This window comes from Zhurongbacter thermophilus, assembly GCF_026184435.1.
Classification (GTDB): Bacteria; Coprothermobacterota; Coprothermobacteria; order Coprothermobacterales; family JAADFF01; genus JAADFF01.
Genome location: NZ_CP046447.1, coordinates 465,745 through 491,717, shown reverse-complemented (window position 1 = coordinate 491,717; position 25,973 = coordinate 465,745). Strand labels below are relative to the sequence as shown.

General features: G+C 42.0%; 16 protein-coding genes, 2 tRNA genes and 3 rRNA genes. 9 read left to right on the top strand and 12 right to left on the bottom strand.

What is annotated here, in order from left to right:
* Window positions 1-8 precede the first annotated feature (8 nt).
* The 3 genes from GM182_RS02195 to amrA are packed head-to-tail and all read right to left on the bottom strand — an operon-like array spanning window position 9 to window position 2,570.
* On the bottom strand, window positions 9-1,031 hold the full coding sequence (locus tag GM182_RS02195) for a rod shape-determining protein (RefSeq protein WP_449186966.1): 1,023 nt from the start codon (window positions 1,029-1,031) through the stop codon (window positions 9-11).
* An 11-nt stretch (window positions 1,032-1,042) separates the two neighbouring features.
* Entirely contained in the window at window positions 1,043-2,062 is a 1,020-nt protein-coding gene (gene amrS, locus GM182_RS02190) for an AmmeMemoRadiSam system radical SAM enzyme (protein WP_449186965.1), read from the bottom strand.
* Window positions 2,046-2,570, bottom strand: a complete 525-nt coding sequence (gene amrA, locus GM182_RS02185) for an AmmeMemoRadiSam system protein A (protein ID WP_449186964.1) — start codon at window positions 2,568-2,570, stop codon at window positions 2,046-2,048. Before amrA ends, amrS begins: the two co-directional genes overlap by 17 nt.
* A gap of 64 nt (window positions 2,571-2,634) precedes the next feature.
* Here amrA and GM182_RS02180 point away from each other — a divergent pair, with 64 nt between their 5' ends.
* Entirely contained in the window at window positions 2,635-4,473 is a 1,839-nt protein-coding gene (locus tag GM182_RS02180; RefSeq protein ID WP_449186963.1) for an HD-GYP domain-containing protein, read from the top strand.
* A 625-nt stretch (window positions 4,474-5,098) separates the two neighbouring features.
* On the opposite strand, the gene rrf is transcribed toward GM182_RS02180, so the two are convergent.
* The 5 genes from rrf to GM182_RS02155 form a co-directional block, all read right to left on the bottom strand.
* Window positions 5,099-5,215: ribosomal RNA gene (gene rrf / locus GM182_RS02175) — 5S ribosomal RNA — on the bottom strand.
* Between the two features lie 51 nt (window positions 5,216-5,266).
* Window positions 5,267-8,307: ribosomal RNA gene (locus tag GM182_RS02170) — 23S ribosomal RNA — on the bottom strand.
* A 45-nt stretch (window positions 8,308-8,352) separates the two neighbouring features.
* Window positions 8,353-8,428 (bottom strand) — tRNA-Ala (locus GM182_RS02165).
* Window positions 8,429-8,436: 8 nt separating this feature from the next.
* A tRNA-Ile gene (locus GM182_RS02160) sits at window positions 8,437-8,513 on the bottom strand.
* Between the two features lie 48 nt (window positions 8,514-8,561).
* A 16S ribosomal RNA gene (locus GM182_RS02155) occupies window positions 8,562-10,123 on the bottom strand.
* Together the 16S, 23S and 5S rRNA genes with 2 tRNA genes alongside form the textbook arrangement of a ribosomal RNA operon.
* 308 nt (window positions 10,124-10,431) lie before the next feature.
* Here GM182_RS02155 and GM182_RS02150 point away from each other — a divergent pair.
* Genes GM182_RS02150 through GM182_RS02125 form a run of 6 tightly spaced genes read left to right on the top strand, consistent with a single transcriptional unit; the run spans window position 10,432 to window position 16,724 of the window.
* Window positions 10,432-10,851: a hypothetical protein gene (locus tag GM182_RS02150; RefSeq protein WP_449186962.1), complete on the top strand. Its 420-nt coding sequence runs from the start codon at window positions 10,432-10,434 to the stop codon at window positions 10,849-10,851.
* Window positions 10,848-11,957, top strand: a complete 1,110-nt coding sequence (locus GM182_RS02145) for a glycosyltransferase (protein WP_449186961.1) — start codon at window positions 10,848-10,850, stop codon at window positions 11,955-11,957. The genes GM182_RS02150 and GM182_RS02145 overlap by 4 nt, the downstream gene beginning before the upstream one ends.
* Window positions 11,950-12,789 carry a DUF4330 family protein gene (locus GM182_RS02140; protein ID WP_449186960.1) on the top strand — a complete coding sequence of 280 codons (840 nt, stop codon included), beginning with the start codon at window positions 11,950-11,952 and terminating at the stop codon, window positions 12,787-12,789. The genes GM182_RS02145 and GM182_RS02140 overlap by 8 nt, the downstream gene beginning before the upstream one ends.
* On the top strand, window positions 12,786-13,997 hold the full coding sequence (locus tag GM182_RS02135; protein ID WP_449186959.1) for an O-antigen ligase family protein: 1,212 nt from the start codon (window positions 12,786-12,788) through the stop codon (window positions 13,995-13,997). The genes GM182_RS02140 and GM182_RS02135 overlap by 4 nt, the downstream gene beginning before the upstream one ends.
* Complete coding sequence (locus tag GM182_RS02130) at window positions 13,979-15,130, top strand: hypothetical protein (protein ID WP_449186958.1); 1,152 nt, start codon at window positions 13,979-13,981, stop codon at window positions 15,128-15,130. Before GM182_RS02135 ends, GM182_RS02130 begins: the two co-directional genes overlap by 19 nt.
* A complete protein-coding gene (locus GM182_RS02125; protein WP_449186957.1) occupies window positions 15,123-16,724 on the top strand; it encodes a hypothetical protein in 1,602 nt (533 codons plus the stop codon). The genes GM182_RS02130 and GM182_RS02125 overlap by 8 nt, the downstream gene beginning before the upstream one ends.
* On the opposite strand, the gene GM182_RS02120 is transcribed toward GM182_RS02125, so the two are convergent.
* Window positions 16,721-20,062 carry a diguanylate cyclase gene (locus tag GM182_RS02120; protein WP_449186956.1) on the bottom strand — a complete coding sequence of 1,114 codons (3,342 nt, stop codon included), beginning with the start codon at window positions 20,060-20,062 and terminating at the stop codon, window positions 16,721-16,723. The genes GM182_RS02125 and GM182_RS02120 overlap by 4 nt on opposite strands.
* A gap of 64 nt (window positions 20,063-20,126) precedes the next feature.
* Here GM182_RS02120 and GM182_RS02115 point away from each other — a divergent pair, with 64 nt between their 5' ends.
* The gene (locus GM182_RS02115) at window positions 20,127-21,617 is read left to right on the top strand and encodes a hypothetical protein (RefSeq protein ID WP_449186955.1); all 1,491 of its coding nucleotides are present in this window, start codon (window positions 20,127-20,129) and stop codon (window positions 21,615-21,617) included.
* A 52-nt stretch (window positions 21,618-21,669) separates the two neighbouring features.
* Complete coding sequence (locus tag GM182_RS02110) at window positions 21,670-23,412, top strand: M3 family oligoendopeptidase (protein WP_449186954.1); 1,743 nt, start codon at window positions 21,670-21,672, stop codon at window positions 23,410-23,412.
* A 40-nt stretch (window positions 23,413-23,452) separates the two neighbouring features.
* Here the strand turns inward: GM182_RS02110 and GM182_RS02105 are convergent, their stop codons facing one another.
* The 3 genes from GM182_RS02105 to GM182_RS02095 are packed head-to-tail and all read right to left on the bottom strand — an operon-like array spanning window position 23,453 to window position 25,971.
* The gene (locus GM182_RS02105) at window positions 23,453-24,943 is read right to left on the bottom strand and encodes an HD domain-containing protein (protein WP_449186953.1); all 1,491 of its coding nucleotides are present in this window, start codon (window positions 24,941-24,943) and stop codon (window positions 23,453-23,455) included.
* 4 nt (window positions 24,944-24,947) lie between these two features.
* The gene (locus GM182_RS02100; RefSeq protein WP_449186952.1) at window positions 24,948-25,433 is read right to left on the bottom strand and encodes a hypothetical protein; all 486 of its coding nucleotides are present in this window, start codon (window positions 25,431-25,433) and stop codon (window positions 24,948-24,950) included.
* Window positions 25,420-25,971 carry a hypothetical protein gene (locus GM182_RS02095; protein ID WP_449186951.1) on the bottom strand — a complete coding sequence of 184 codons (552 nt, stop codon included), beginning with the start codon at window positions 25,969-25,971 and terminating at the stop codon, window positions 25,420-25,422. The genes GM182_RS02100 and GM182_RS02095 overlap by 14 nt, the downstream gene beginning before the upstream one ends.
* Window positions 25,972-25,973: the final 2 nt, after the last annotated feature.

The window sequence follows — 25,973 nt, the reverse complement described above, 5'->3', positions numbered from 1 at the left end:
ACATTCTATCACCGATTCTCGCCGAGAACAGCCTTTAAGAGATCAACATTCTCCAAGACCTTACCTGTACCAATAACAACACATTCCAGTGGATTATCAGCTACTCTTACTGGTACATTTAATTTTTCCCTAAGTAGCCTATCAAGTCCCCTCAACAATGCCCCACCACCTGTAAGCCAAAGACCATTTTCAACAATATCTTTATGAAGTTCTGGTGGAGTGTTGGCAAGGGTTTCCCACGCTGCCTTTACCATCTCATCAAGTATAGGCTGTATAGCCTCAAGCACCTGAGTAGAATTAACAAATACAGAACGGGAAAGACCAGATGTTACATCCCTACCCGTTACCTTCATTTCTTTATCGGTAACCTCGGGATGAGCCTTACCAATTTGAATTTTAATCTCTTCCGCTGTCCTCTCACCAATAAACAATTTCTCTTGATTTCTCATATAATCAACAATAGCTTGATTCATGGCGTCACCGGCAGCATTAACAGACTTAACCTCAACAAGTCCTCCTAAAGATATAGTGGCAATCTCAGTCGTACCACCACCAATATCCATTACCATATTACCCTGTGGCTTCTCAACAGGAAGGCCTGCTCCAATAGCAGCAGCCATAGGTTCTGCTATAAGATAAACCTCTCGAGCCCCAGCAGCTTCGGCTGCCTCTTCCACAGCTCTTCTCTGAACTTGTGTTGCCCCTGAAGGCACACCAATAACTAGCCTCATTCTTCTAGGAATAAAGGGTATAAGTTTCAACTCCTCTTTTGCCTTCTTGATGTAATACTTAATCATTTCCAAAGTGGCATCATAATCGGCAATATTACCATCTTTAAGAGGTCTAACAACAACAATATTCTCAGGAGTCTTTCCAGCCATATTGTAGGCCTCTTTTCCGACAGCCAATACCTTTCTATCTCTAACCGCAACTGCTATAGTAGATGGCTCTCTCACAATAATGCCATGATTAGCAGCATATACAAGTGTATTTGCAGTTCCCAAATCTATTCCTAAGTCAAGGGTAAACATACTTGCACCTCCTACCATACTCCATATATTTTATATCCGCATTCTACACACTTTCCATCGTCAATCTTATTTAATGATACCCAGAAACCCTCTCTTTTTACAAGTAGAGTTCCACAATTAGGACAATAGGTATCCTCTACTCCTTCTATTCTAACATTACCCACATATACATATTTTAGACCAGCACTTTTGGCTTCTTCTCTAAATTGTAATAGCTCCTCAATAGGAGTAGGAGGAATATCTCTCATTTGATACATAGGATAAAACCTCGTAATGTGAAAAGGAATATCGGTAGACACAGAAACAAGAAAATCTATCATTGCCTTTCTTTCTTCATCACTATCATTGACACCTGGCATTAAATTAACGATAACTTCAATATGCTTACCCCTATTAAATAACCATTTGATATTATCCAGGACAATTTCGGGCTTGATACCTGGAGCAAATTTGGCATATGTTTCCTTGAACATAGCCTTTAAATCAATCGCATAAGCATCAACTACCTCAGCCCACGCTTCCCTAACTTCTTCAGAAAAATACCCATTGGTAACGGCAACAGTATACCCTCCTGCCTTTTTCACCTCGTAGGAAGCATCATAAACATATTCAGCCCACACTGTTGGCTCGTTATAAGTAAAAGCTACACCATTGGCCCCTGTTTCTTTCATAAGATACGGTACTTCTTGAGGCTCAATGTGATAAAACTGATATCTCCATTCCTCAGGTTTTGTATGGGCAATCTCCCAGTTCTGGCATCCTTTGCAACGCATATTGCACCCCAGTGTTCCAAACGAAAGCACCTTCGTACCCGGATGGAAGTGAAAAAGAGGTTTTTTTTCTATAGGATCGACAGCAATAGATACCGGATAGCCATACATCAGAGATACAGGTTTACCATGAACAACAGTTCTAACACCACAATAACCTCGTACTCCTTCCTTAAGGATACATTTAAATGGACATGCTGTACACCTATATACCCCTTTGTCTATTTCTTGAAAAAATCCATACTTATTCATCTTCACCATACCTCTCTACAGTAAATTTATATACTTCGATAGGTTCATCAGGATGAATGCCTGCCTTCGCCATGGCGATGGACAGCTGTTTTTCTACAGTATCAACTCCCTCCAAATCTGGCAAAAGCACTCCCTTTTTATAAGGGGATACGGCAGACACAACAATCACTCCATATCTTTTAGGATCAAGCTCTTCAATAGACTTGACAGGCACAGGCTCCGATAACACATCCACCTTATATTCAAGATAGGGAAGCTCCTCAGGTTCTACAGGATAAAATCTAGGATCCCTACTGCAAGCCGCTATGGCATTCTCGATAATTTCTTCTGCCAAGTTTTCATAAACAGGTAGTATCGTACCAATACATCCTCTTAACTGTCCATTTTTGTAGAGTGTTACAAAACATCCAGCTCTTCTCTGAAACACCTCAGGCAACGGATCAGGCACAGGTATCTTTTTCCCATGGAGTACCCACTCCTCAACAGCATCCTTGGCAAGTTTTACATACGGATGCATACAACCACCCCCTTAACATAATTTCCATTTTTAATATTACCTCAGGATCAGGTATAATATTCATATGATGAATAGGCAAAGAAAAAAACGATCGCTATTTACAATCTTATATTCTAAGCTGCTCGGATACGCCCTTCTCGTAGCCCTTGTAGTATACGCCGGAACATGGTTCTTTGCCCAAAGTGTAGTTTATCACGATACCCATATAATGGAATATCTCATCACCAAAAATACAGAAATAACCTTATCTATGTTTGACAAGATACTCCAAAAAGAAGAACTATCAACAGAAAATCATCTACTAACCTGTCTTTCCTACATCGATAATGAGGATATCATAGCCGATAAGACACAATGTTCAGATGTTGTAGAACTGATATTATCACCAACAGGTACCGTTATTCTTAGCAATAGCACATTATTCTCAAATATATCATTTGATGATTTCCCTTTCTTTTCTCAGGTAGCATCTGTCACATCTGCCGGGAAAATAGCATCTCCAAGAGCATTCATTCCTGGTCTCGCCGATGGAAAGACATTTTATAAATTCATATTTGCCCCTATAGAAGATGGAAAATTACTAGCACTAGGAACTGAAGTGCATAGTGACATTAATCTGAAAATGATTCTCCGCTCATCAGTGGAGAAGATAGTCAACGATATAGATGTGGTGCAAAACATAGAGATTATCTATCCCAATAAAATATACTCTCCCCTTCCCAAAGAAATTCAGAACATAAATATTACCCCAGATAAACTCTTCACAATAGAACAAAGTAATATATTTGAATCAGAAACAAGGTTTCTTATGGTACCAGAAAAGCGATCTTTAATTTCTGTATGGTTAACCTCTCTCCCCAAATCGTCAAGAGCAGATATTATTTATATTCCTCAACCATATATCATATATTTGACTTTAGATTTTACCCCTCTTCTAAAAGAATTTTCTGTGGTTATGTTTCTTATAACAATTGGTGTTATCATCTTTCTTACTGGTTCAGGACTTACTGCCTTTCTCATAACCAAACATATTAGCCATGATATACAGATCATTACTAAAGCCCTTGAAGAATGGAAAACTGTTGATAAAAAATCTCCTCAGGCCATAGCCGACTTCTTGAAACACCTTAAAAATGAGTTGCTTTCATTTAAAAGTAATGCCTTAGAAATAGAAGAGATGACAGAAACATTTGAAGAAACCATAGAAGAATTTTTAGAAACTCAACGGCAGCTCGTTTATAACAATATTCTTCTCGAAGATGCCTATAAGGAGCTCGAAGAGAAACAGCAAAGCCTAAAGAGAGCTTACTATTTCTTTGCCAGAAGATTAGCACGACTAGCAGAACAATTTGATAATGAAACAGGAGAACATATTGTTCGCGTTGGAGAGTACTCGGCATTTATAGCAGAAAAACTTGGTATGAGGGAGGAATTTATCGAAGACATACGCCGATTCGCTCCACTACACGATATAGGTAAAATACTTATCCCACAACATATTCTTCGCAAACCAGGTCCTTTGACCAAAGAAGAATGGGAAATAATGAAAAAGCATACGATTTACGGATGGGAAATACTAGGAGGAGAAGAAGAAAATGAAATGGAAATGGCTAAAAACATAGCCCGCTGGCACCACGAAAAGTATAATGGCTGTGGATATCCAGACAAACTAAAGGGAAACGAGATACCATTAGAAGCCCGTATTGTTGCCCTAGCGGATATATATGATGCACTTCGATCACCTAGACCTTATAAGAAAGCTTTGAAACACAATGAAGTTGTAAACATAATACTTAAAGGCGATGGCAGAGTAATGCCTGAACATTTTGATCCAGAAATACTAGACATATTTGCACGCTATCACAAAGTATTTGACGAAATATATGAAAACAACCTCATGTGATAGCACAGTTGAATTACAGATATATCAACACCTATTAAAGTTTGTGGCTGAGACATGCTTCATTGCATACCACACATACACACTATAAACCTTTATCCATCAAACACAACTTAAAAATAAAGATCTGTATTAGAAGAGTATCACTAAGACAAATCTATGTATAAATATAAACACGTTCTCCATCAAAAACGAATAACACAGGATCTCCATAAAAGTGATATTAACCATAAACCTCAGCTTGAAACGGTCAATATTTTAGAAAACTGTAGTCCATCAGATAGAAAAAATAATACATGAAAACTAAAAAGATTTTCAGTAGTAAAAATTCCTGAAACGAGAGAATTCTATACCCCTCATATTAAAACAACTACCCATTAACCCATTAGAACATCAGTACATCTTCATACGAGTTACGTATCAACAACACAATCCTCTATTCAAGAATCCATATGTTTCATGTTTCCATACACTATAGTTTGCTCTTACTTTCTGTTCCTTTTCTTGTATATCTTACCAATTCCTATAGTCCATTTTTCTATCCATCCGTATCCACTACCTCTTGTATCTTTCCTCAAAACGAAAAAAGGGAGCCACTTTCCAGCGGCTCCCTCTCACCTTTATAGTGGGTCTGCACCGGCCTACTTTCCCAGCCCCTCGCGGTGACTAGTATCATCGGCCTTCGTGGGCTTAACTTCCGGGTTCGGCATGTTGCCGGGTGTACCCCCACGACGTGGGCACAGACCCACTATTTTTAATTCGCGCACGCGACAAATGGGGTTAAGGTAGAGTTAAAAGTGAGAAGCCCTCGGGATATTAGTACCGCTCGGCTTCACCCCTCGCGGGGCTTCTACCTACGGCCTATCTACCTGGTAGTCTCCCAGGTCCCTTACCTCCCTTCTAGGGAGTGGGATACCTCGTCTCGGGATGGGCTTCGCGCTTAGATGCCTTCAGCGCTTATCCCTCGGGGGTCTAGCTACTCGGCTGTGCACTCGGCAGTGCAACCGATCCACCAGCGCCCCCTGCCGACCGGTCCTCTCGTACTAGGCCGACCTCCCCTCAGGTATCCTGCGCCCGCGGCGGATAAGGACCGAACTGTCTCACGACGTTCTGAACCCAGCTCGCGTGCCCCTTTAATGGGCGAACAGCCCAACCCTTGGGACCTGCTGCAGCCCCAGGATGGGACGAGCCGACATCGAGGTGCCAAACGGAGCCGTCGATGTGGACTCTCGGGCCCCATTAGCCTGTTATCCCCGGGGTAGCTTTTATCCGTTGATCGACGCCCCTTCCACTTAGGCGCGCCGGGTCACTAAGCCCTGGTTTCCCACCTGCTCGAGCTGTCGCTCTCACAGTCAAGCCACCTTCTGCCTTTGCACTCATCAGCGGGTTTCCAAGCCGCCTGAGGTGACCTTTGGACGCCTCCGTTACCTTTTGGGAGGCGACCGCCCCAGTCAAACTGCCCGCCTAACACTGTCCGACCTCCGGCTTCACGGAGCGTCGTTAGCCCATCAAGTGGCACAGGGTGGTATCTCACCGGCGGCTCCAGCCCGCCCGAAAGCGGGCCTTCTTAGCCTCCCACCTATCCTGCGCAGTGCCACCCAATAGGCAATGTTAGGTTGCAGTAAAGCTCCACGGGGTCTTTCCGTCCTGCCGCGGGTAGAGGGCATCTTCACCCCCACTGTAATTTCACCGAGCCCCCAGTCGAGACAGTGTCCCGGTGGTTATGCCTTTCATGCAGGCCGGAACTTACCCGGCAAGGAATTTCGCTACCTTAGGACCGTTATAGTTACGGCCGGCGTTTACTGGGGCTTCGGCTCGGAGCTTCTCCCCCTTCCGGGGGATAACCCCTCACCTTAACCTTCCAGCACTGGCCAGGCCTCACCCCATATACTTCGGCTTTCGCCTTCGCATAGAGCTGTGTTTTTGGTAAACAGTCCCCAGGACCCATCTCCTGCGGCCCTTTCGCCCTACACCCCGCTCCACTGTTAAGCTTAGCGGGGGTCAAGCTACTCGGGCGCCCCTTCTCCCGAAGTTACGGGGCCATTTTGCAGAGTTCCTTGACTGGGGTTAGCTCGCTACCCTTTGGTGCTTCGCACCTTGCCCACCTGTGTCGGTTTCCGGTACGGGCACCCACCTTTCATCGGCTGCGACGCTTTTCTCGGCAGTCTGGCACGTCACACCTTCACCCCTTATGGGGCTCCCCGTCATCCCTCAGCTTACCGGAGGAGCGGATTTGCCTACTCCTCCTCGCCTCAGGACTTGGACCGGGTGTTCCCTTCCCCGGCGTGCTGCACCTCCTGCGTCCCGCCTCAGCCTCCAGGTGGGTGGGGCCGGAATCTTGACCGGCTATCCATCGGCTACGCCTTTCGGCCTCACCTTAGGTCCCGCCTTTCCCTACGTGGATTGGCCTTCCGTAGGATCCCTTGGGCTTCCGGGCGGTAGGGTTCTCACCTACCTCTCGCTACTCATGCCAGGATTCTCACTTCCCTGCAGTCCATCACCTCTCACGAGTGTGACTTCACCCCGCAGGGAACGCTCCCCTACCAACTATACAGATCCGCAGACCTGTATAGTTCCGTGGCTTCGGTGCTGTGCTTTAGCCCCGTTATATCTTCGGCGCGGAACCGCTCGACCAGTGAGCTGTTACGCACTCCTTAGAGGATGGCTGCTTCTAAGCCAACCTCCTGGCTGTCTTCGCAGTCCCACATCCTTCCTCTTGCAACACTTAGCACAGACTTCGGGACCTTAGCCGACGGTCTGGGTTGTTCCCCTCTCGCCTCCGGAGCTTGTCCCCCGGATACTCACTCCCACTTCTGCCTGCCAGCATTCGGAGTTCGACTGGGTTCGGTACCACTTCTGTGGCCCTACCCCAATCGGTAGCTCTACCTCCAGCAGGCAATCCGTGAGGCTGCACCTAAATGCATTTCGGGGAGAACCAGCTATCCCCGCACTCGATTGGCATTTCACCCCTATCCACACCTCATCGGAACGGATTTTACCCCGAACCCGTTCGGGCCTCCAGCCGCTGTTATACGGCCTTCACCCTGGGCATGGATAGATCGTGCGGCTTCGGGTCTCATGCCAGCGACTTTTCGCCCTTTTCAGACTCGGTTTCCCTCCGGCTCCAGCGCTCCAGCGCCTTAACCTCGCCACTGACATGAACTCCCTGGCTCATTCTTCAATAGGCATGCACTTCCGGATCCTTAGATCCGGTCGTACCCCTTGTGAACACACGGTTTCAGGTCCTCTTTCACTCCCCTCTCCGGGGTGCTTTTCACCTTTCCCTCACGGTACTTCTCCGCTATCGGTCACCTGGAGTGTTTAGCCTTGGAGGGTGGTCCCCCCTGATTCCCCCAGGATTCCTCGTGTCCCGGGGTACTTGGGATCATAGCTCACGGAGCCTAGTGCATTTCGCCTACAGGGCTTTCACCTTCTTCGGCCCAGCGTCCCAGCTGGTTCGGCTATACACTAGGTTTTTTACTCCGCGGCGTGTCGGCAGCCACGCCTAGCTATGTCCCGCTACCCCCACAGGGCAACGCCTGCCGGCTTCTTCACCCTGTGGGTTTGGGCTCTTCCCCTTTCGCTCGCCGCTACTTAGGGAATCTCGGTTGATTTCTCCTCCTCCGGCTACTGAGATGTTTCACTTCGCCGGCTTGCCTTCCATACCCTACTTGCTTCAGGTATGGATGATGTGCTTTCGCACATCGGGTTTCCCCATTCGGAGATCCTGGACTACTACCGGGTGCAGGCCCCTCGTCCAGGCTTTTCGCAGCCTGCCACGTCCTTCTTCGGCTCCAGGTGCCAAGGCATCCACCGTGTGCTCGTTTTATCTTCTCACTTTCTTACCCTCTACCTTAACCCCAATTTGTCGCGTGCGCGCTGTGGTGGAGACGACGGGACTTGAACCCGTGACCCCGGGCTTGCAAAGCCCGTGCTCTCCCAGCTGAGCTACGTCCCCACCACGTTTGGTGGGCCCTCGAGGACTCGAACCTCGGACCTCGCGCTTATCAGGCGCGCGCTCTAACCGTCTGAGCTAAGGGCCCACCGCGTATGCGGGAACGCGACCTCGCAGGGAACTTCTCTCTCCTTAGAAAGGAGGTGATCCAGCCGCAGCTTCCGCTACAGCTACCTTGTTACGACTTATCCCCCCTCACCAGACACACCTTCAGCCGGCCCTTACCGGTCACCAGCCTTCTGGTGCCCCTGATTCGGGTGGATTGACGGGCGGTGTGTGCAAGGCCCGAGAACGTATTCACCGCGGCTTTGCTGATCCACGGTTACTAGCGACTCCGGCTTCATGTGGGCGAGTTGCAGCCCACAATCCGAACTACGGCGGGCTTTTAGGGCTTCGCTCCACCTCTCGGCTTCGCTTCCCGTTGTACCCATCCATTGTAGCATGTGTGTAGCCCAGGACATAAGGGCCATGATGACTTGACGTCGTCCCCCCCTTCCTCTGGCTCTTCGCCAGCGGTCTCCCTAGAGTCCTCTTGCCCCCTTACTGGCAAGGAGTAACTAGGGACAGGGGTTGCGCTCGTTGCGGCACTTAAGCCAACATCTCACGACACGAGCTGACGACAGCCATGCAACACCTGTGCTGGGTGGACCTGCTTAGCAGGTCCCACCCCTCCCTTTCGGGCGGGCTTGCCCCAGCATGTCAAGCCCTGGTAAGGTTCTTCGGGTTGCGTCGAATTAAACCACATGCTCCGCCGCTTGTGCGGGCCCCCGCCAATTCCTTTGAGTTTCAGCCTTGCGACCGTACTCCTCAGGCGGATGGCTTATCGCGTTTGCTGCGGCACCGAAGGGTCTAACCCCCCGACACCTAGCCATCATCGTTTACGGCTAGGACTACCCGGGTATCTAATCCGGTTCGCTCCCCTAGCTTTCGTCCCTCAGCGTCAGGCCAGGCCCAGCAGGCCGCCTTCGCCACTGGCGTTCCTCCCGATATCTATGCATTTCACCGCTACACCGGGAATTCCACCTGCCTCTACCTGCCTCTAGACTCCTAGTTTCCACCCTCCTCTGCCCGTTGAGCAGGCAGCTTTCAGAGTGGACTTAGGAATCCGCCTACGGACCCTTTACGCCCAGTGATTCCGGACAACGCTCGGGACCTACGTCTTACCGCGGCTGCTGGCACGTAGTTAGCCGTCCCTTGCTCCAGGGGTACCGTCCTTCCTCTTCCCCCTGTACAGGTGTTTACACCCCGAAGGGCTTCTTCCACCACGCGGCGTCGCTGGGTCAGGGTTTCCCCCATTGCCCAATATTCCCCACTGCTGCCTCCCGTAGGAGTCCGGGCCGTGTCTCAGTCCCGGTGTGACCGTCCACCCTCTCAGGCCGGTTACCCGTCTTCGCCTTGGTGAGCCGTTACCTCACCAACTAGCTGATGGGTCGCACCCCCATCCTCCAGCGCTAAACGCTTTCCTCCTGCCTTAGCCAGGTCACCTTTTAAATAACCTGGCCCCAGCAGGAGCGTATGGGGTATTACCCACGGTTTCCCGTGGCTATCCCCCTCTGGAGGGTAGGTCAGGTACGCGTTACTCACCCGTCCGCCGCTCCGTACCCGCTGCCCCGAAGGGCTGCGGGCCGATCGCTCGACTTGCATGTGTTAGGCGCGCCGCCAGCGTTCGTCCTGAGCCGGGATCAAACCCTCCATGACATACTTTATCTTCAAGACCTCACGGCCTTTCGTTTCTATTCATGGAAAGTTTTTATCCCCAAGCTCATGTATCACTTGCGGAGTACGGCAGTCTCAAATACCTTCACGGGGTATTTTCGCTGCCTTTTCCTTTCGTTCCCTGCTTGGTCGCGTTCCCGCTTTCTCGCCGTGCCTTTCTCCAGGCAGGCAATAGTAAGTATACCAAGTTTTTGCGACATGTCAATCATGTATATTTGTATACATTTATGGTGATTGGTAAAGCATATAATAATCCTTGATATATAAATAAATCATAGGAGGAATAGAACATGAAACTGTTCTTCAATCTCATAGCAGCAGTGATTATAAGTTTTATGATACTAGGACTGGCAATATGGATGGTACCATCAACAGCCGGCCATACTGCACCTACTGTAGTTTTCAGATACACAACATCCATACCCGAAATAGCCCATATGGTAAAACCTGGAGATATTATTATAGACACAATGAGGAATCCCATTATGAAGGTGGCATCTGTATCCGTTCAGTCCCTCAAAAGTGCTATGGTTATGCCGTCAGGAACAATACGAATTATAGATAATCCCCAGGTATGGGAAATAACTTTTAAGGCAGTGCCACTTCACGAAGGTCTTATTCCAAAGTTTGTTATAGGTGGTTCTGTGTATATAGAAACCCCACGATGGAGGAAACTCGTTCGTGTTATTGAGATGGAGGGAGAACAGTGAAAGTACTATGGACATTAACAGGTCCGTGGGAGGGTCACAGGTGGCAAAGAATGTTTTTAGATTTATCTACCCACAATGAAATACAACATGTATACGTTATAGAAAGAAGTTATGACATCCTGACTTATCCCATCCGAGGTATGCAACGGCAACTACCACCACCTATACCTATCAAGAAAGATATAAATAAGAAACTTAGTGTAATACGGTTTCCATTGCTATATCCAGAAAAACTCTTTTCTACAAATCTTTTAGTCAAATGGATAAAACCTATAATTAGCTATATAAAACCAGATATCGGTATACTTGTATCACCTTTTCATATTCCATGGGCTATAGCACTGAAATTAGCAGGAGCTAAAGCCTTATATTTTGTGTATGATGAGATACTATATAGCGAAGATGGAAAACCTCGTCAAGATACCGTAGTGTACGAAAACAAAATGGCACACATAGTAGATGGTATAGTGGTAACAGCACCTGTTCTTATGGATACACGAAAACACTACGGTAAACCTATTTACATACGCCCTAACGGTACTGATACCAGTATGTGGGAAGGTCCACATAAAGAACCTGATTTTATCAAAAATATCCCCCATCCGCGTATTATATTTCATGGGCATATGGGACCATGGATAGACCACAAACTTTTCTTAGATATAGTAAAAGCGCTACCTCATTACCATTTCATCGTTATAGGTAAACTATCTGGCAATGCAACTTCTATAGCTAATCTAGAAATTAATAACCTGCACTTTATTCCATTCAAACCTCAAGAAGAAGTAGCTGCCGCTGTTTATCACTCCGACATAGCCCTCATGCCATTTAAAACAGAAAACCGTTTCAGCAAAGCAATTAATCCTTTAAAGTTATATGAAGCATTGGCAGCGGGTATTCCAACAATCATCTCAAATCTTCCTTCGATACCTCAAGGCCCGGGTATATATGTATATAAAAACAAGGAGGATATACTAAAACATATTCAAGATATTGAAAATAATCCTCCTAACAAAGAGGCCATTTCCAAATTTGCCAAACAGTGGGACTGGCATAATATTAATAAAACAATGATAGAAATCATGGGAGGGACCGTAAATGCCTAGAAAGAAAAAACATACCATTGATATAATCCTAAGCATAGTTATTTTGGTTGTCATATTCTCGATCATATTCTACCTATGGAAAATTATAAAATCTCCTCAAAAAACTGCTGATACTGGCTATACCGCTACCATAACGCTTGTATGGCGAAACGTACCCAAAGAGCTTGCAACCAATATAAGGATACATGACCCCATACTCATATCAGACAAACCTACATACATTGTCGTAGACAAACAAGTGAAACCATATCTAAAAGCAATACCCACCCCACAATCAGCAACAGTCGCAGAATCCAAAGACACATACAACATATATCTAAAAATCAGAAACATAGAACCACTTAGCGCAACTGTTCCTCCTGTAGGCAAAAACTTAGCACTTCTTGGAAATCTCATACGAATTCAATCGTATATATGGAAATTTGATGGTATCGTTGTAGATGTTCAAACAGGAGCTTTTACACGAGCCCCCGATTATCTAGAAAAACCAAGTACAAACAACTGTAACTATAAAATTATTGCCCGCAGTGTTTACCCATCTGTCATTAAAAACATGAAAATAAATGAAGCACTTTACGATGTATTAGGACAAAAAGTACTGATATTAAAAGACATTAAAACCACACATCCTTTCATATACGGATGGACACCGAAGGGAATTAAGGCCTTTCCTGATCCTACAAAAACCGATGTTATATTAACTGTATCGCCTATCAGTGGAGAAATACCCATAAAAATTAACGGTAAAGAAGCACTATCAGGAAGCAGCTTAGAAATCAGGGGCCATAACTGGCGTGTCTGGGGCAGAATAATAGAGGTGACATGCCCATGATGAGCATATTATACAGAGCCGTCATGTGGATAGCACTTCTATTTCCATGGATTGACTATCTTCTTAAACACAAGATACACATATATCCCATAAGCAGTATATGGGATGATATTTTTATATTGATTGTATGGATGCTCGTCCTCATAAAACTACCAGATATTATGAAGAAAAAGGAACTATGGATTCCGTTTGCCATATTCTCAAGTGTGTTTTTCATTAGTGCAGGTATCAACAATGTGTCTATATGGGTGCTTCAAGACACTATTAGAAGGCTTTTGTTACCATATGGGATACTTTTACTTCTTTCAGTATCGGATATAAAACCCAAAGAATTACTATTACCACTACTTATATCAACTATTCCCATGGCATTATTAGGCATCTACCAATACATTAACCAAGTTCCTATTCCTCCAGACTGGGTGGATTCTCTCGTTGACACAGAAACAACCAGAGCATTTGCCATATTTGTCAGCCCCAATATCCTTGCTTCGTTCATGGAAAGAGTAGAAGCAATACTACTTGGTCTAACCATAGGATGTAGAACCAAGGTCCGATACATATACGGTATACTTTTACTTATACATCTAACAGCACATGTTTTTACCCTTTCTCGTGCTTCCCTACTCGCCTTCATTATCGCAGCAAGTATAGGTCTTTTATTTATCAATGCAAGATTCGCCATAGGATGGATAGCGGCAGGCGCTATCTCGTCACTAATTATTCCTCCTATAAGAGAACGATTTCTCGGTCTACTTTCTCCATATTATAGATACAAAAGTGCGTTAGGTGGAAGATTATTTCAGTGGAAAGTAGAACTCCAACACTGGAAACAATACCCTATATGGGGCTCTGGACCTGGAACTTTCGGAAGTATAACAGCATGGAATTTGGGATTAGGCGGTAAATTTAGGATAGATATGCTGTATCTGAGGATCTTGGGAGAACTAGGAATCATAGGACTCATTACTTTTATGTGGTGGCTAATCTCCATATTTATGGAGCTCATGAAGAGCCTCTTTTCCATTCAAAACAAAAGTACTGATTACTACATAATATGGGGAAGTATGGTAGGATTCTTATCCTTCCTTATTCAATCATTTGCCAACAACCACTTTGAAGTCATACCTCATATGGTGTTTACATGGGCTATTGTAGGTATTGCTCTGTCAGGAAATAACAAAAAACAATGGATATTAAGACAATAAAGGCACTCATTAATAAGCTGGCAACTTTCTTCGTGCTGTTTGGAATAGTCGTTGTTCCACAAAGCGGTGTATTGTTTCAACATGAAAAAGGATATCTTTCAACAAGTCAAACCGGTATCTTTACTTACGATAATAATTTGCGCATAAAATCATACTATATGAGAACACCCCGGATAAGAGTGGGTAATTTCTCCTTTGATGTACTAAAAAACATACCTTATAAAACACAGTTGTATGGAGATACTCTCGTAATATACAGTACTATTACAGATACAGTAGAAGTATATCTTTATGACTCCTCATGTATAAGAAAATTGAAAAACATTTCCTTACCTATACTAAAAAAAATAAAGAGCCAAGACAATAAACTCATCGCATCAGCCCATGGCAAAGAGATAGATTTAGAAATATACACATCAAGTGACACCGACATATTACATACTCCACATGTGGAAGTTTATCCTACAATAGACAACATAGCTCTCCATAACGGTACGCCACCAGTAATAACTGATACATCCACTACATATCACTATAAGAAAGTTCCTCTCCATATCGGAGAAGATTTATATATATCTGGTAAAGAAACATGGTATACCAGAGACCACATCATATACCAAGAAACTCAAACGGGTTCTTCAATAATAACAAATGATCCCATATGGTTTGTTGACAACATAGCCATAACAGCTACAATTTCTCATTTCTGGGGTCCTATATATACTATTTACATATTCCATAAAGACATAGAAACCAAAAAGCACAAAATATTGTTTGACGATTGGACACTAGCAAGAAAAGCTAAAAAGCTAACAGATATCTCCATAGGAGGCATAGGCAATGATATTTTCATTGCATTCTCCGCAACAAACACCACTATATTCGCTCACTATAAATACGATATAGAAAGTCGAACCATATCTTATGAAGGAATGAAAACTTTTCCGGACAAGTTCATTGTTAGAGGTAGTTATGCCATGTCCCCTATATCAGGCTACATTATGAAACTGGGAACATGGAGTGCACCGATACCTCCTTCTCCCAACATTACCAATGTACTTATTTCTATACCATTTATAGTCACAGACCAATACCTCGATACACTTAATATTAGGTGGTGTAGAGATGAGTAAAAAACTTGCACTGACACTACTAATCAGTTTATTACTAATCAGTATCTTCCCCTCCACTGTTAATGCTCAAGAGATAGAACCAATTTTCAAAGACGGAGCCATCATATGGCATTCACCAGTAGGTACTTTAAGACTTATACTTGGCCAGCCGGGTACAGGTGGATGGTTCTCTTTTCCCTATCTATACACATGCTTCAGAGATAATATTCTCGTCTGGAATTTCATAGATGGGTATCCTCATCTTATATATAGATATCACGAACCTGGCGCACGTGATATCGTCATGTATAACAAGTATCTGCTAGTGCAAGTTAAAGACGGAATCAATATATACGAGATGGATACACCAACAACATTTGTCACATATGGAGGTATATATCTACCTTGCGATAACGGACATCTTCTGTGGGGCACTTCTCAAATTAGCCCAACTGTAGCAACGGTTCATGTGGCGTGTCCTAACGGACAGATATACGGCCTACACCGATGGGATTTCAAACCTACATCGGGTTTTCACAGTGTAGACCACCCTATTCCTATTCCTCCTATGATATGGGACAGAATTATCGCAGTATTTCAGGATAAAGCTTTAGTATCAACATCTATAGCACTGTTTTTAGATATACCCAAAGCAATATGCGAAACCCAACATTATGTTGTTGTCACCGATAACGGTGACAATGTATCCATAATACACAAAACTCCACCATATAAGCCAGTGTTTTCTACCAGTGCCAAAAAAGCTATATGTGGACAAGAAGATACAGTAGCTTTATGGCATGAAAACAGAAAACCATATAACATAATCATATGGTCAAATAAAAACACCTCATCTATAACACTAACAGAACCTCCTACAAGTATTTATGGCTCTTATGACCACTTTCTTATTACAACAGATAGACATGTATATCTTATATCCACCATTCCACAATTCATTCTGAATACTAGCACACTGCCTGAACCAGCAACATTACAGATAACCGCAAGCAAAATATTGCTTCTGGGAAAACCGACAACAAAGAAAACTTTGTGGATAGGTATAAACAAAGATAAATACTATCCAACAATACCTCATACCGCCACAAAGATAACACGCAATATCTACACAATCAGCAGTACATTGGAAATAAAAAGGGAAAGAAGCTCCAATACCTACCTTATAAAGCATAAAAATACAACTTATATTGTCAATAACATGCTCTATACCCTACATGGTAATTTACTACATCTCCATGATGTTAGCATAGACTTTTCAGACGGTACTATATGGTGGATATCTACTGGAAAAGTTAAATATTGTCATTTTTCACCATCTGTTCTTCATTTTCTAGATACATTATCTGCAAAAATCATGGACATTTCACCTATTTGGTGTTTTGATACTCCACAAACTATAACTCCAACAAGTGGATACCCTCTTTATGCCTTAATTCCCATAATTCTCTTCTTTTTATGGGTTATAGCTAAGATTTTCAAACGACAAAAACGCCATCACACATCTCCTACACCGCCGAAGAAACCACGCAATAAAACAAAGTATTTTACAAAGGCAAGAAAGCACAGAAGAAAAGTATGGAGATACGGTAGTTAATTATCTTCCATTTCGGAAGAGTATATAACAACCTTATCTTTACCTGTTCTCTTTGCGTAGTACATGGCGATATCAGCCATTTCGATTAACTTATCAGGAGAAGAAACTTTCATTTCAGGGATACCGGCAACGCCAATAGATACAGTAACCTTATAAGGTTTCTCCGAAAACTCTAACTTTATCATCTTTCTCAATCTTTCAGCTACCATCGCTGCATCCTCTATATTGCTACCAGATAGCATAATAACCATTTCCTCTCCACCATAACGGGCAGGCATATCTACTGTACGCACATTTTGCCTTATTACCTTTCCAACCCGTCTTAACACCTCGTCACCCTCAAGATGACCATATCTGTCGTTGATTTTCTTAAAATCATCTATATCCATATACAAGACAGCAAGCGGTCTGTTTTCTCTCTTACTTCTTTCAAATTCCTCACTGAAGCGTATAAAGAAATACCACCTTGTAAATAAACCCGTCAAAGAATCATATATAGCCAATCTCCTAACCTCATTACCAACAAGCACGGATTCAACTATTCGTAAGATCTTTTCAGCCATGTCTAAATGTATAGAATCAAAAACTCCCGCTGATGGACTCTCTGCAAATAGCCCTATTGTGTAGTCAGTGCCTTGGTATAAAGCCTGAAGAGTCGACGGGTTATGAGATATCATACTTCCTTCCTTTAAAATCTGCTTAACTGTCTTGGTAAAAGAGGTACCCGAAGATCCAAGACCATAGGACTTAAAGTATCGTATTTCTCCATCCTTATAGGCAAATATAAAAATCTTCTCTGCTACAAGAATATACAACATCTCGGAAATAAGCCTATCAAGGAATAAATCAACACTATCAGATTCAGCTATATAAAGAAGCATGTCTATAAGTGATTCATATAAAGATGCTATAGCATCTACCCTTCTATAGTAGTAGGACCAAGACAAATAGATATCTTTAGGAGATAAATCTCTTCCCCCTTGATCTGGCCTAACATATGACAAGATAGCAGTAAGATTGCTAGCCCTCTCTTCATAACCAGACTTCTTAAAAAACATGTACGCTGCCTTGAAAAACTCCCTGCTTCGTAGTATTTCCCCTTTTTTATAAAGAATATGGCCTTTATATACATAAGCAACATGTTTAGTAAACTCCATACCAGCAGATGACAGATTTTCGATAACAGAATTTATAAACTTTAACCCTTCATCAAGCTCGTTGCCATTTATATAGTAAGCGGCGTATGTCCAAAAAGACAGATACCATAAGGCAATATGGGACTCTTTATCGAGACTTATGTAAGGCAGATGAGGATGTTCATTATCAAGCCATACCGATGCCATATCCATAAGATGTGTAATGTATTCATCCGACATATCTGTCATTGTAGAAAGTTCCTCTATGTAATTTCTATATTTCGTCTTATCACCAACAAGCACTGCATGTAATGCCCTCAGGTAAGTTGGTACAACCGGACTAGTGGATATTTCCTCTAACAACGAGATAAAAATCAATGCTTGGGCAAGATTACCACTTACCATGTAATGAAAAACAGCCTTGGAAAACAGAGACTCTTTATACGGTAACGACCTAAATTGTACATGGACATAATCAATAAATTCGTCAATAATAGATTTCTCCGAAACTTCTCTAAAGTTTTCTACCATATCTGGGACAAGCTTCTCAAACAAGTGGCTTGTAGGAGGAGATATTCTATATGCCTTCGATAATATCTCTATACGTTCCTCAAATCTACTTAGAGGACTTATACTAAGTATAAGTTTAACAACCTCCACAATAAATACGGGGTTTTCCATATCGGTAGCAATCTCGTACGCCTTATAAACATAATCCATCTTACGAGACATACTAGATACCTGAGCCTTAACATAATAATAAACAAACAGCCATATACTATGAATAGATTCACCTAAAGATTCTATCTCTTCATCAATACTTGAATCCCACTGCCGCGTTTCCCACGCATTTTCCAATTTATCGATAAAAGAGATAACAGGACCATAATTACTACCTACAGGAGGAAAAACATCTCTTGTACCTAGGAACAATCGCTCTAAAAATCCATAAAATCTACTAAGATACGCACGTTTTAAGAGATATTTCTTGTGCTTTGCAAATACATCAAGAAGTAGATTATCATACATATCGAGCCACCAAACATACGAAGCCACAAATAAAAGCTCTTCTACAGGAACATCTGTTCTTTTTAGAAAATGCTCTTTGATTCCTATTAGAATATCGGTATTTCCTCCACCACCCGAGGTTCTGATAAATCTTAAGGTTTTTACAAGAAGATACCGAGACATCCTTAAGCAACCTATCTGATAAAGGGAAAAATATCCTCTTCTTGCGAGAAACACCTTTCTCTCCATAACGATAACTTTCTTAATATTTTCTGCTATCCGATATTTCTCATCTTCTGATACTTGTTTCAGAATATAATGCATAAATTGTAACGCCCTGAAACGGAAACCACCGTAGGCAAATATTTCCACAATGTGTTTTTTGGCAAGACGTGCCACTGCATTTTGCATATCAACATCAAGTGAATCATAAAATTCCAGTGTAAAAAACCCATCATACCCTAGGCCCCATACCGCAAGGTACTTTAGAACATCTCTATCTTTCTCGTCAAGCTGTTCATAAATATCAAAGAATATACCCTCTAAAGTCCTCCTAACAGAAAAATAGGAAGTCGTTTCTGAAATAAAGGATGACAAACCCAAATTAGCCCCCGTTAATTCCCACAATAAAAATCCATCTGTTTCTCCAAACCGCTCTATAAATAACTGTTTGTCCACCTCTTCAAGTAACACAACGCTATCTTCGGGAAAAGGCACATCAGGTTTTTGTCTCATAACAGCTACAATTTTACGGCCTTTCCCAGTAGATATCGTTCTAAGTCTTGTAAGTAATTTCACAGTAAAACCTGTGTATATCTTGGGAATATCATCGATAAGTAGTAGGGTCTTTTCTTCATCCTCAAGAAGCAACTCGATAAAATAAGCAAGCGATCCTAAGAGAACATCTTCAGCAAGTGGCATATTCCCAACAAGTAAGCCTTTCACTCCTGTGACAGATAAAATCCCACTCTCTTCGGAAAACTTGTCTCCAAAGTGCATCTCTAAGGCAGAGATTATAGACTTTACAGGGTTCTCTCTCGAGGCAAGATTAATTTTGATAACTTTATATCCTAAGCTCTGAGCTGCTTCTTGAACCAAATATGTCTTACCTATACCAGAAGGTCCGGCCACTATAATTGTGTCCCAACCGTCTCTCTCCCTTGCTAAATATGATTTTATATCATCACTAACCATATTTTTCCCTCCACACTTATTTTATCAGCTAGAAAGTCAATGTAGAATATAACAGGTGAGAAAAATGATAATAGGTTTCAAAGGAATAGATAAACATGTTATATACGCTCAGGTGGCTCTTATTGTAGTAGCCATATTCATATTTTCATATGGCATAGCATCCTTTTGCCTCAGAGCAAGCAACTCACAATATTTATCTCTTGATGTATGGCATACTAAAGGACCAACATTAACAATTTATGAAAAGGGAATATTAACAAAAGATCCTGGAACAACATATATATTTCAAACAACATTTCAACTAGATCACATTTTTACCATAAAGGATCCTACCTTTTTTATAAAAGAAGGATTTATACCTTCTCAAGTCTTCATAAACGGTAGAGCAATCAGTATTACCAATATATCGAAGGGACACCATCCCTTCACATACAATATCAGTTATACCATTCCCCCATCATCTCTAACTTACGAGAACACCCTTAAAATTGTATACACAACTGGCGACAGAGCGGGATGGTTAGCAGATGCTCTTATTGTACCTAAGGATTACGTCAAACAGTACATGTTTCTTCATAGCACGATTCAATTTGTTGCAAATGAATCTATTACAATTGTATCCACTATTGCCTTCTTCTCCTTATTGTTAATTTATATCTACTCCAAATATCAATATATCGTGTTTTTATCTGAGATAAGTCTTCTAATTTTCTTCATATCAGTACTGTCAGCATCTGGCATAGAAGAAAAGTCATTAATATATTTCATTCCGCTTGCCATAGGAACCCTTATCCTACAGCAGATAACATACACGAGAAAAAGAACCATATTCCTCTTAATTGAAGTTGCTATCGTAGGCATAAGTTTGCTTTTACCCCTAATTATCACTCATCATGAATATTCATATCCTATAGCTCGGATGATACTAACCTTTCCCCTACTTATTATCACGATTTCAAACATCCAACAAATCTCAACTCAACTTCTTCCGGTACTATACTGGCTTATTGTGTTATTTAGCACATTAATAGGCGAAAGTTTTATACAGGCTATTATTCCAACCAACTCAGTGTCCACCACAGCCTCTTTAATTACAAGCACAGCTAGCATTCTCATCTTTGCCTTGTTTGGACTATACACTGAAACACTCTTTACACACCGAGAACACCCTGCAAATTTTATTACCACTCTCATTTCCAATGAAACACCGTTTGCCTCTATATTTATAAGGTCCTCTAAGCTAGCCAAAGAGCCATCTCTGACAGAAAAACTTATCGTACCCGAACTCTATGGCAAAGACACATACACAATTAATGAAAAGGGGATATGGATAATAAGACCAAACATAACCGACGACGAGATAATACTGTGGAGCAGTAAGCTGGCAGAAAAGCTCAGAGATATTGAAGGCATTAAAGATATTCGTATTGGCATACTCATGTTTTATCCCAATGAAGATAAAAAAATCAGTGTAAGAAAGATATTTAAAGAGACAGTAGAATTAGCAGAAAACGCGCGCTACCCTGAATTCATCAATTTCAAATCTTCCCTATAAGCACTTTCTGCCTCCTATGGTAAAATGCTATCTGTGAAAGGAGGCATGCTATATGGAAAAACAGTTGCCACGATGGGATTTGAGCTTGCTACTTGACAATGCTCAGCAGGCTATTGCTATATTGAAAGAGGCTAAAGAGGAAGCTCGTAGTCTTGCAGAAGAAACACAAAGGGCTATTTCTCCTCCTATCAATCCAGAACAAATAAAAGATATTATAGAAAAAGTCGAAAGGGTGCTACACAAGGTTGGCATAGCATCTGCGTATATTTATTTGAAATATGCCGAAAACACCCAGGATCCCGAAGCTCAGAAATACATGGGGCTCATGATGGCAGAATCTGGCGAGCTGGAAGGATACCTCGCCAAAATCACATCTGCTTTTATTGGTCTTGGTGTAGAAACCCTGAAATCCCTGATGGAACATCCATCACTAGAAACATATAAACATTTCTTTGAAAAGCTTGTTAGAAAAGCTCCACACACATTCTCTCCTGAGGGAGAGCAAATTATATCTCTAAAAAACTCAACAGGACGTGGTGGAGCCGTAAAGCTCTATGACACACTCAGCGGAACTCTAGGGGCAGAGAAAGACGGTCAATGGATACCTATGCCCCAAATACGTTCCATGCGTATGTCAGGAAAAAGAGAAGACAGAATATGGGCATGGGATACTATGCTATCAATCCTTAAAGAAAACAGAAAAACACTAGGTGGACTGTTTACCATAGTTGCCATGGACTGGGACAAAGAGGCAGACCTCAGAAAGTATCCATCTCCCGTATCAATGCGCAATGTCGAAAACGATGTAGACGACGAAGTTGTAGATACCATGGCTGATATCGTATGGGAAAACATGCATATACCACAGAAATACTGGTCTTGGAAAGCAGGAAAGATTAAAGCAGGAAAAAAACTTCCTCTGTACGATCTCTTTGCACCTATAGGAGAAGAGAAAACATTTACATGGGAAGAAGCAAAAGAGGCTGTGCTTGCTTCACTGGCATCATTTGACAAAGAGATACACGATATTGTAGCAGAGTTCTTTGAGGAAAGTCGCATAGATGCTCCATCTGTGCCAGGGAAAATGGGTGGAGCTTTCTGCATGTATCAGTCTCCAAAAGCACCTGTCTATGTCATGGTAAACTTTACAGGAACAACAAGAGATGTAGCAACACTGGCTCACGAACTAGGTCATGGTGTTCACGGTGTACTATCTGGCAAACAAACACCTCTCAATTTTCATCCACCACTAGCCTTAGCAGAGGTTGCCTCTACATTTGGTGAATTCTTGCTTCATGATTACTTTAGAAGTCAAGGTATTAATATAGAAGCAGAGATTGCTGGCAAGATAGAAGACATCATAGGTACTGTGTTTAGACAGAATACATTTTACATCTTTGAAAAAGAAGCTCACAGAAGGGTAACCAGAGAAGGGGCCTCTCCAGACAATTTGTCCGAGCTTTATCTCGAAACATATGGTAAGCTCTTCGGCGATAGTGTGGATTACCCGGAAACATATAAAGATGAATGGGTAGGTATCCCCCATTTCTTACATACACCATTCTATGTATACTCTTATACCTTAGCCGAGCTTGTATCTCTTCTCATATTTAAGAGATACAAAGAAGGATATCAAGACTTCGTAAAAAAGTATAAAGAACTTCTTGCAGCAGGAGGCTCTGAAAATCCCAGACAATTGCTCTTGAGGCTCATGGACATAGATATTGGTAATCCGCAAACCTGGAAAGAAGCCCTCAGATTCATAGAAGATTACTTCATAGCCTATCTTAAATAAAAACAAAAAAGGGGCTCATTGTGAGCCCCTTTTTATCTATTTACCACAATGTAGATGGAACATTATCTCCCCCATACGATGGAATAATATTATATTTCACAAGCAAGTTCCGGATATCCTTTCTTAGATAGACCCTTAGAAGATACACTACACCATGCATAAGCACAGGTTGCTCTGATTCCTCTTCCAGATACTCCGACAAACTCCATACCTTATCTGTATCGTATATAAATACATCATTGGCTGTAAACTCACGAGGATCAAATACAGTGATATAGTAGGGCACATCGGCTATAAATATCTCATCAAAATGCTCTAGTATATCGCTCAGTTCCTGTCTGTCCTCCGCCTCAATGCCTACACTACTAAGCACATTTTCCATGTTTTCCTTTATCTTGCCTATAAACGCCTGTATCTCAAACTTCACCATATCTTTACGATCTACAATAGTCTTTTTCGTCAGTTCACTTTCATCAAAGTACTTCATAGTGTCTAGTAGAGGTTTATACAAATCCCTACTTTCTAATCTTCTGAGTAGTTCATAAGCTTTTTCTACCTTGGCACGGGATTTTTCATCTAAGAGTGCTCTATTCTCATAGAAGAAACGAATCCCCTCAGTGATGTAGGCATCCGAAAGCTGCATGAATTCATCAGTATCCTTAACCTTCTCAGGCAACTTCAATATATCAGCTGCTAGCTCTAAAAGTTCTTGTATCATAATATCTGCAGCACGAGATGTTTTATGAAAATAAACATGCTTATACATCATGTATCTAGTGAAGAGAAAAGAAGAAATCATATCAATATTTTTCTTATGGTAGGCGATAACTTCTTTACCCTTGTATGTGCGTCTCGCCGTATGTCTAATAATGCGCTGATAATCGACAAAGCCTACCCCTCTGACACCAGAATAGTAGACATCCCTCAAAAGAAAATCCATGCGATCTGCTCCAATAGGTCCTTGCACCATATTAAACATAACTGAGTAACCATCCTTATCCTTTCCCTCTAAGACATTAAACACCTCATGCATAAGTTCTTCAATACTTGATGGTTTTGGGGAGAATCCTATATACTCCATATGTCTATAAAATTGGTCACGAAAAGCTTTTGGTTTTAGTTGGAGCAGCTGTTCCATCTGTTTATGTAAAATCTCTAATATCAACTTTTCCCTATAATCATCATGTCCCCTCTTAAGCCCCATAGTATGATAAACTGTATCATCAAACTGATGGGAAAAAGGGCCGTGACCTATGTCATGAACAAGGCCAGCTATTCGGGCAAGGGTGAATACCCTATCATCACCGGGGTACAGTCTCCTGGCATAGAGGCCACTAAGGTGCATAGCACCAAGCGCATGGGCAAAACGGGTATGAGTAGCCCCCGGATATGTGTATACAGCACCAGAAAGCTGAGATAGCTTTCTCAATCTCTGCATAGCCCTTGTATCAGCAACAAGGCTCTCTATAGGATATAGCTCTATCTCTCCATGTATAGGATCCCTAACAAACTTCACCTTTAGAAAATCCATAATTTCACCTCCCAAGTCTCCACTTGCCATCATTTAAGTATAGAATATATATCTTTCCGGCAGATATATCTTTCAAAAAACCACCACTACTATCTGTAGAAACTGAAAAAGATATAACTGTCTGTGAACCATCATATGTAATACTATCGATATCAACAGTGGCATTATCGAGTACAACCTTTATATTAGCAGCAGAAAATGTTTTACCATCGGTATGTATATCACCAATATCAACATTTCTAATCTGCATATTGGGATAAACACCCATTGCGATGGTACGAGCAAGATAACCTACTAATGTTCTTACCTCATCATCTGAAAGGCCATCTCTTTCATATTGGGCAAGCAACGTAGTATACATCTGTCCACTAACGTCAGATAGCACCTCTACAGACCTTTCATGTATTTTATAACGTACATACCATGCCCCAACAAGCACAACCAAAACCAAAATCAAAAAACTAACAAGAAGTTTCTTAGAGCTTATCATTACAAACCTCCCTTACCGTCGTTTTGAATCTACGTCTCAAACTACCAGATAAAGAAGCCATCATAGGATCATTGTATAAATGACATACCAACCAATCTATCTGAGCTAATTCCTCCTTAGCCATTGTACTAACAATCTCTACCTTTGTTTGAAACAGTTTTTTTTCAAAGATAGATAACATATTGATATCGGTGATATTACTACTTTTCATGGTTTGTTCAATCTGCCTTATAGTAGCCAATTTATAAAAAGGATATTTATTTACATATGGAATTAACACAAGTTTACCATCCAAACCAATAGGGCTTAAATGCATTGCCAATCTCCACATATTTACCCAAATGTTATCGGAAGGACGGTAAAAATCTATATATGATTCCTTTATATAAAGTCCACAAGCAGGATATATTCCTTTTATTATATTGTCAATAATCCATAAAAGATAACCTTTTAGATCTGTTCCTTCAAAACCTACTACACCAAAACCTGCACCATAGGTAGCCATGATTTTTTCAGCATGCTCCACCATGTGCGGCATAA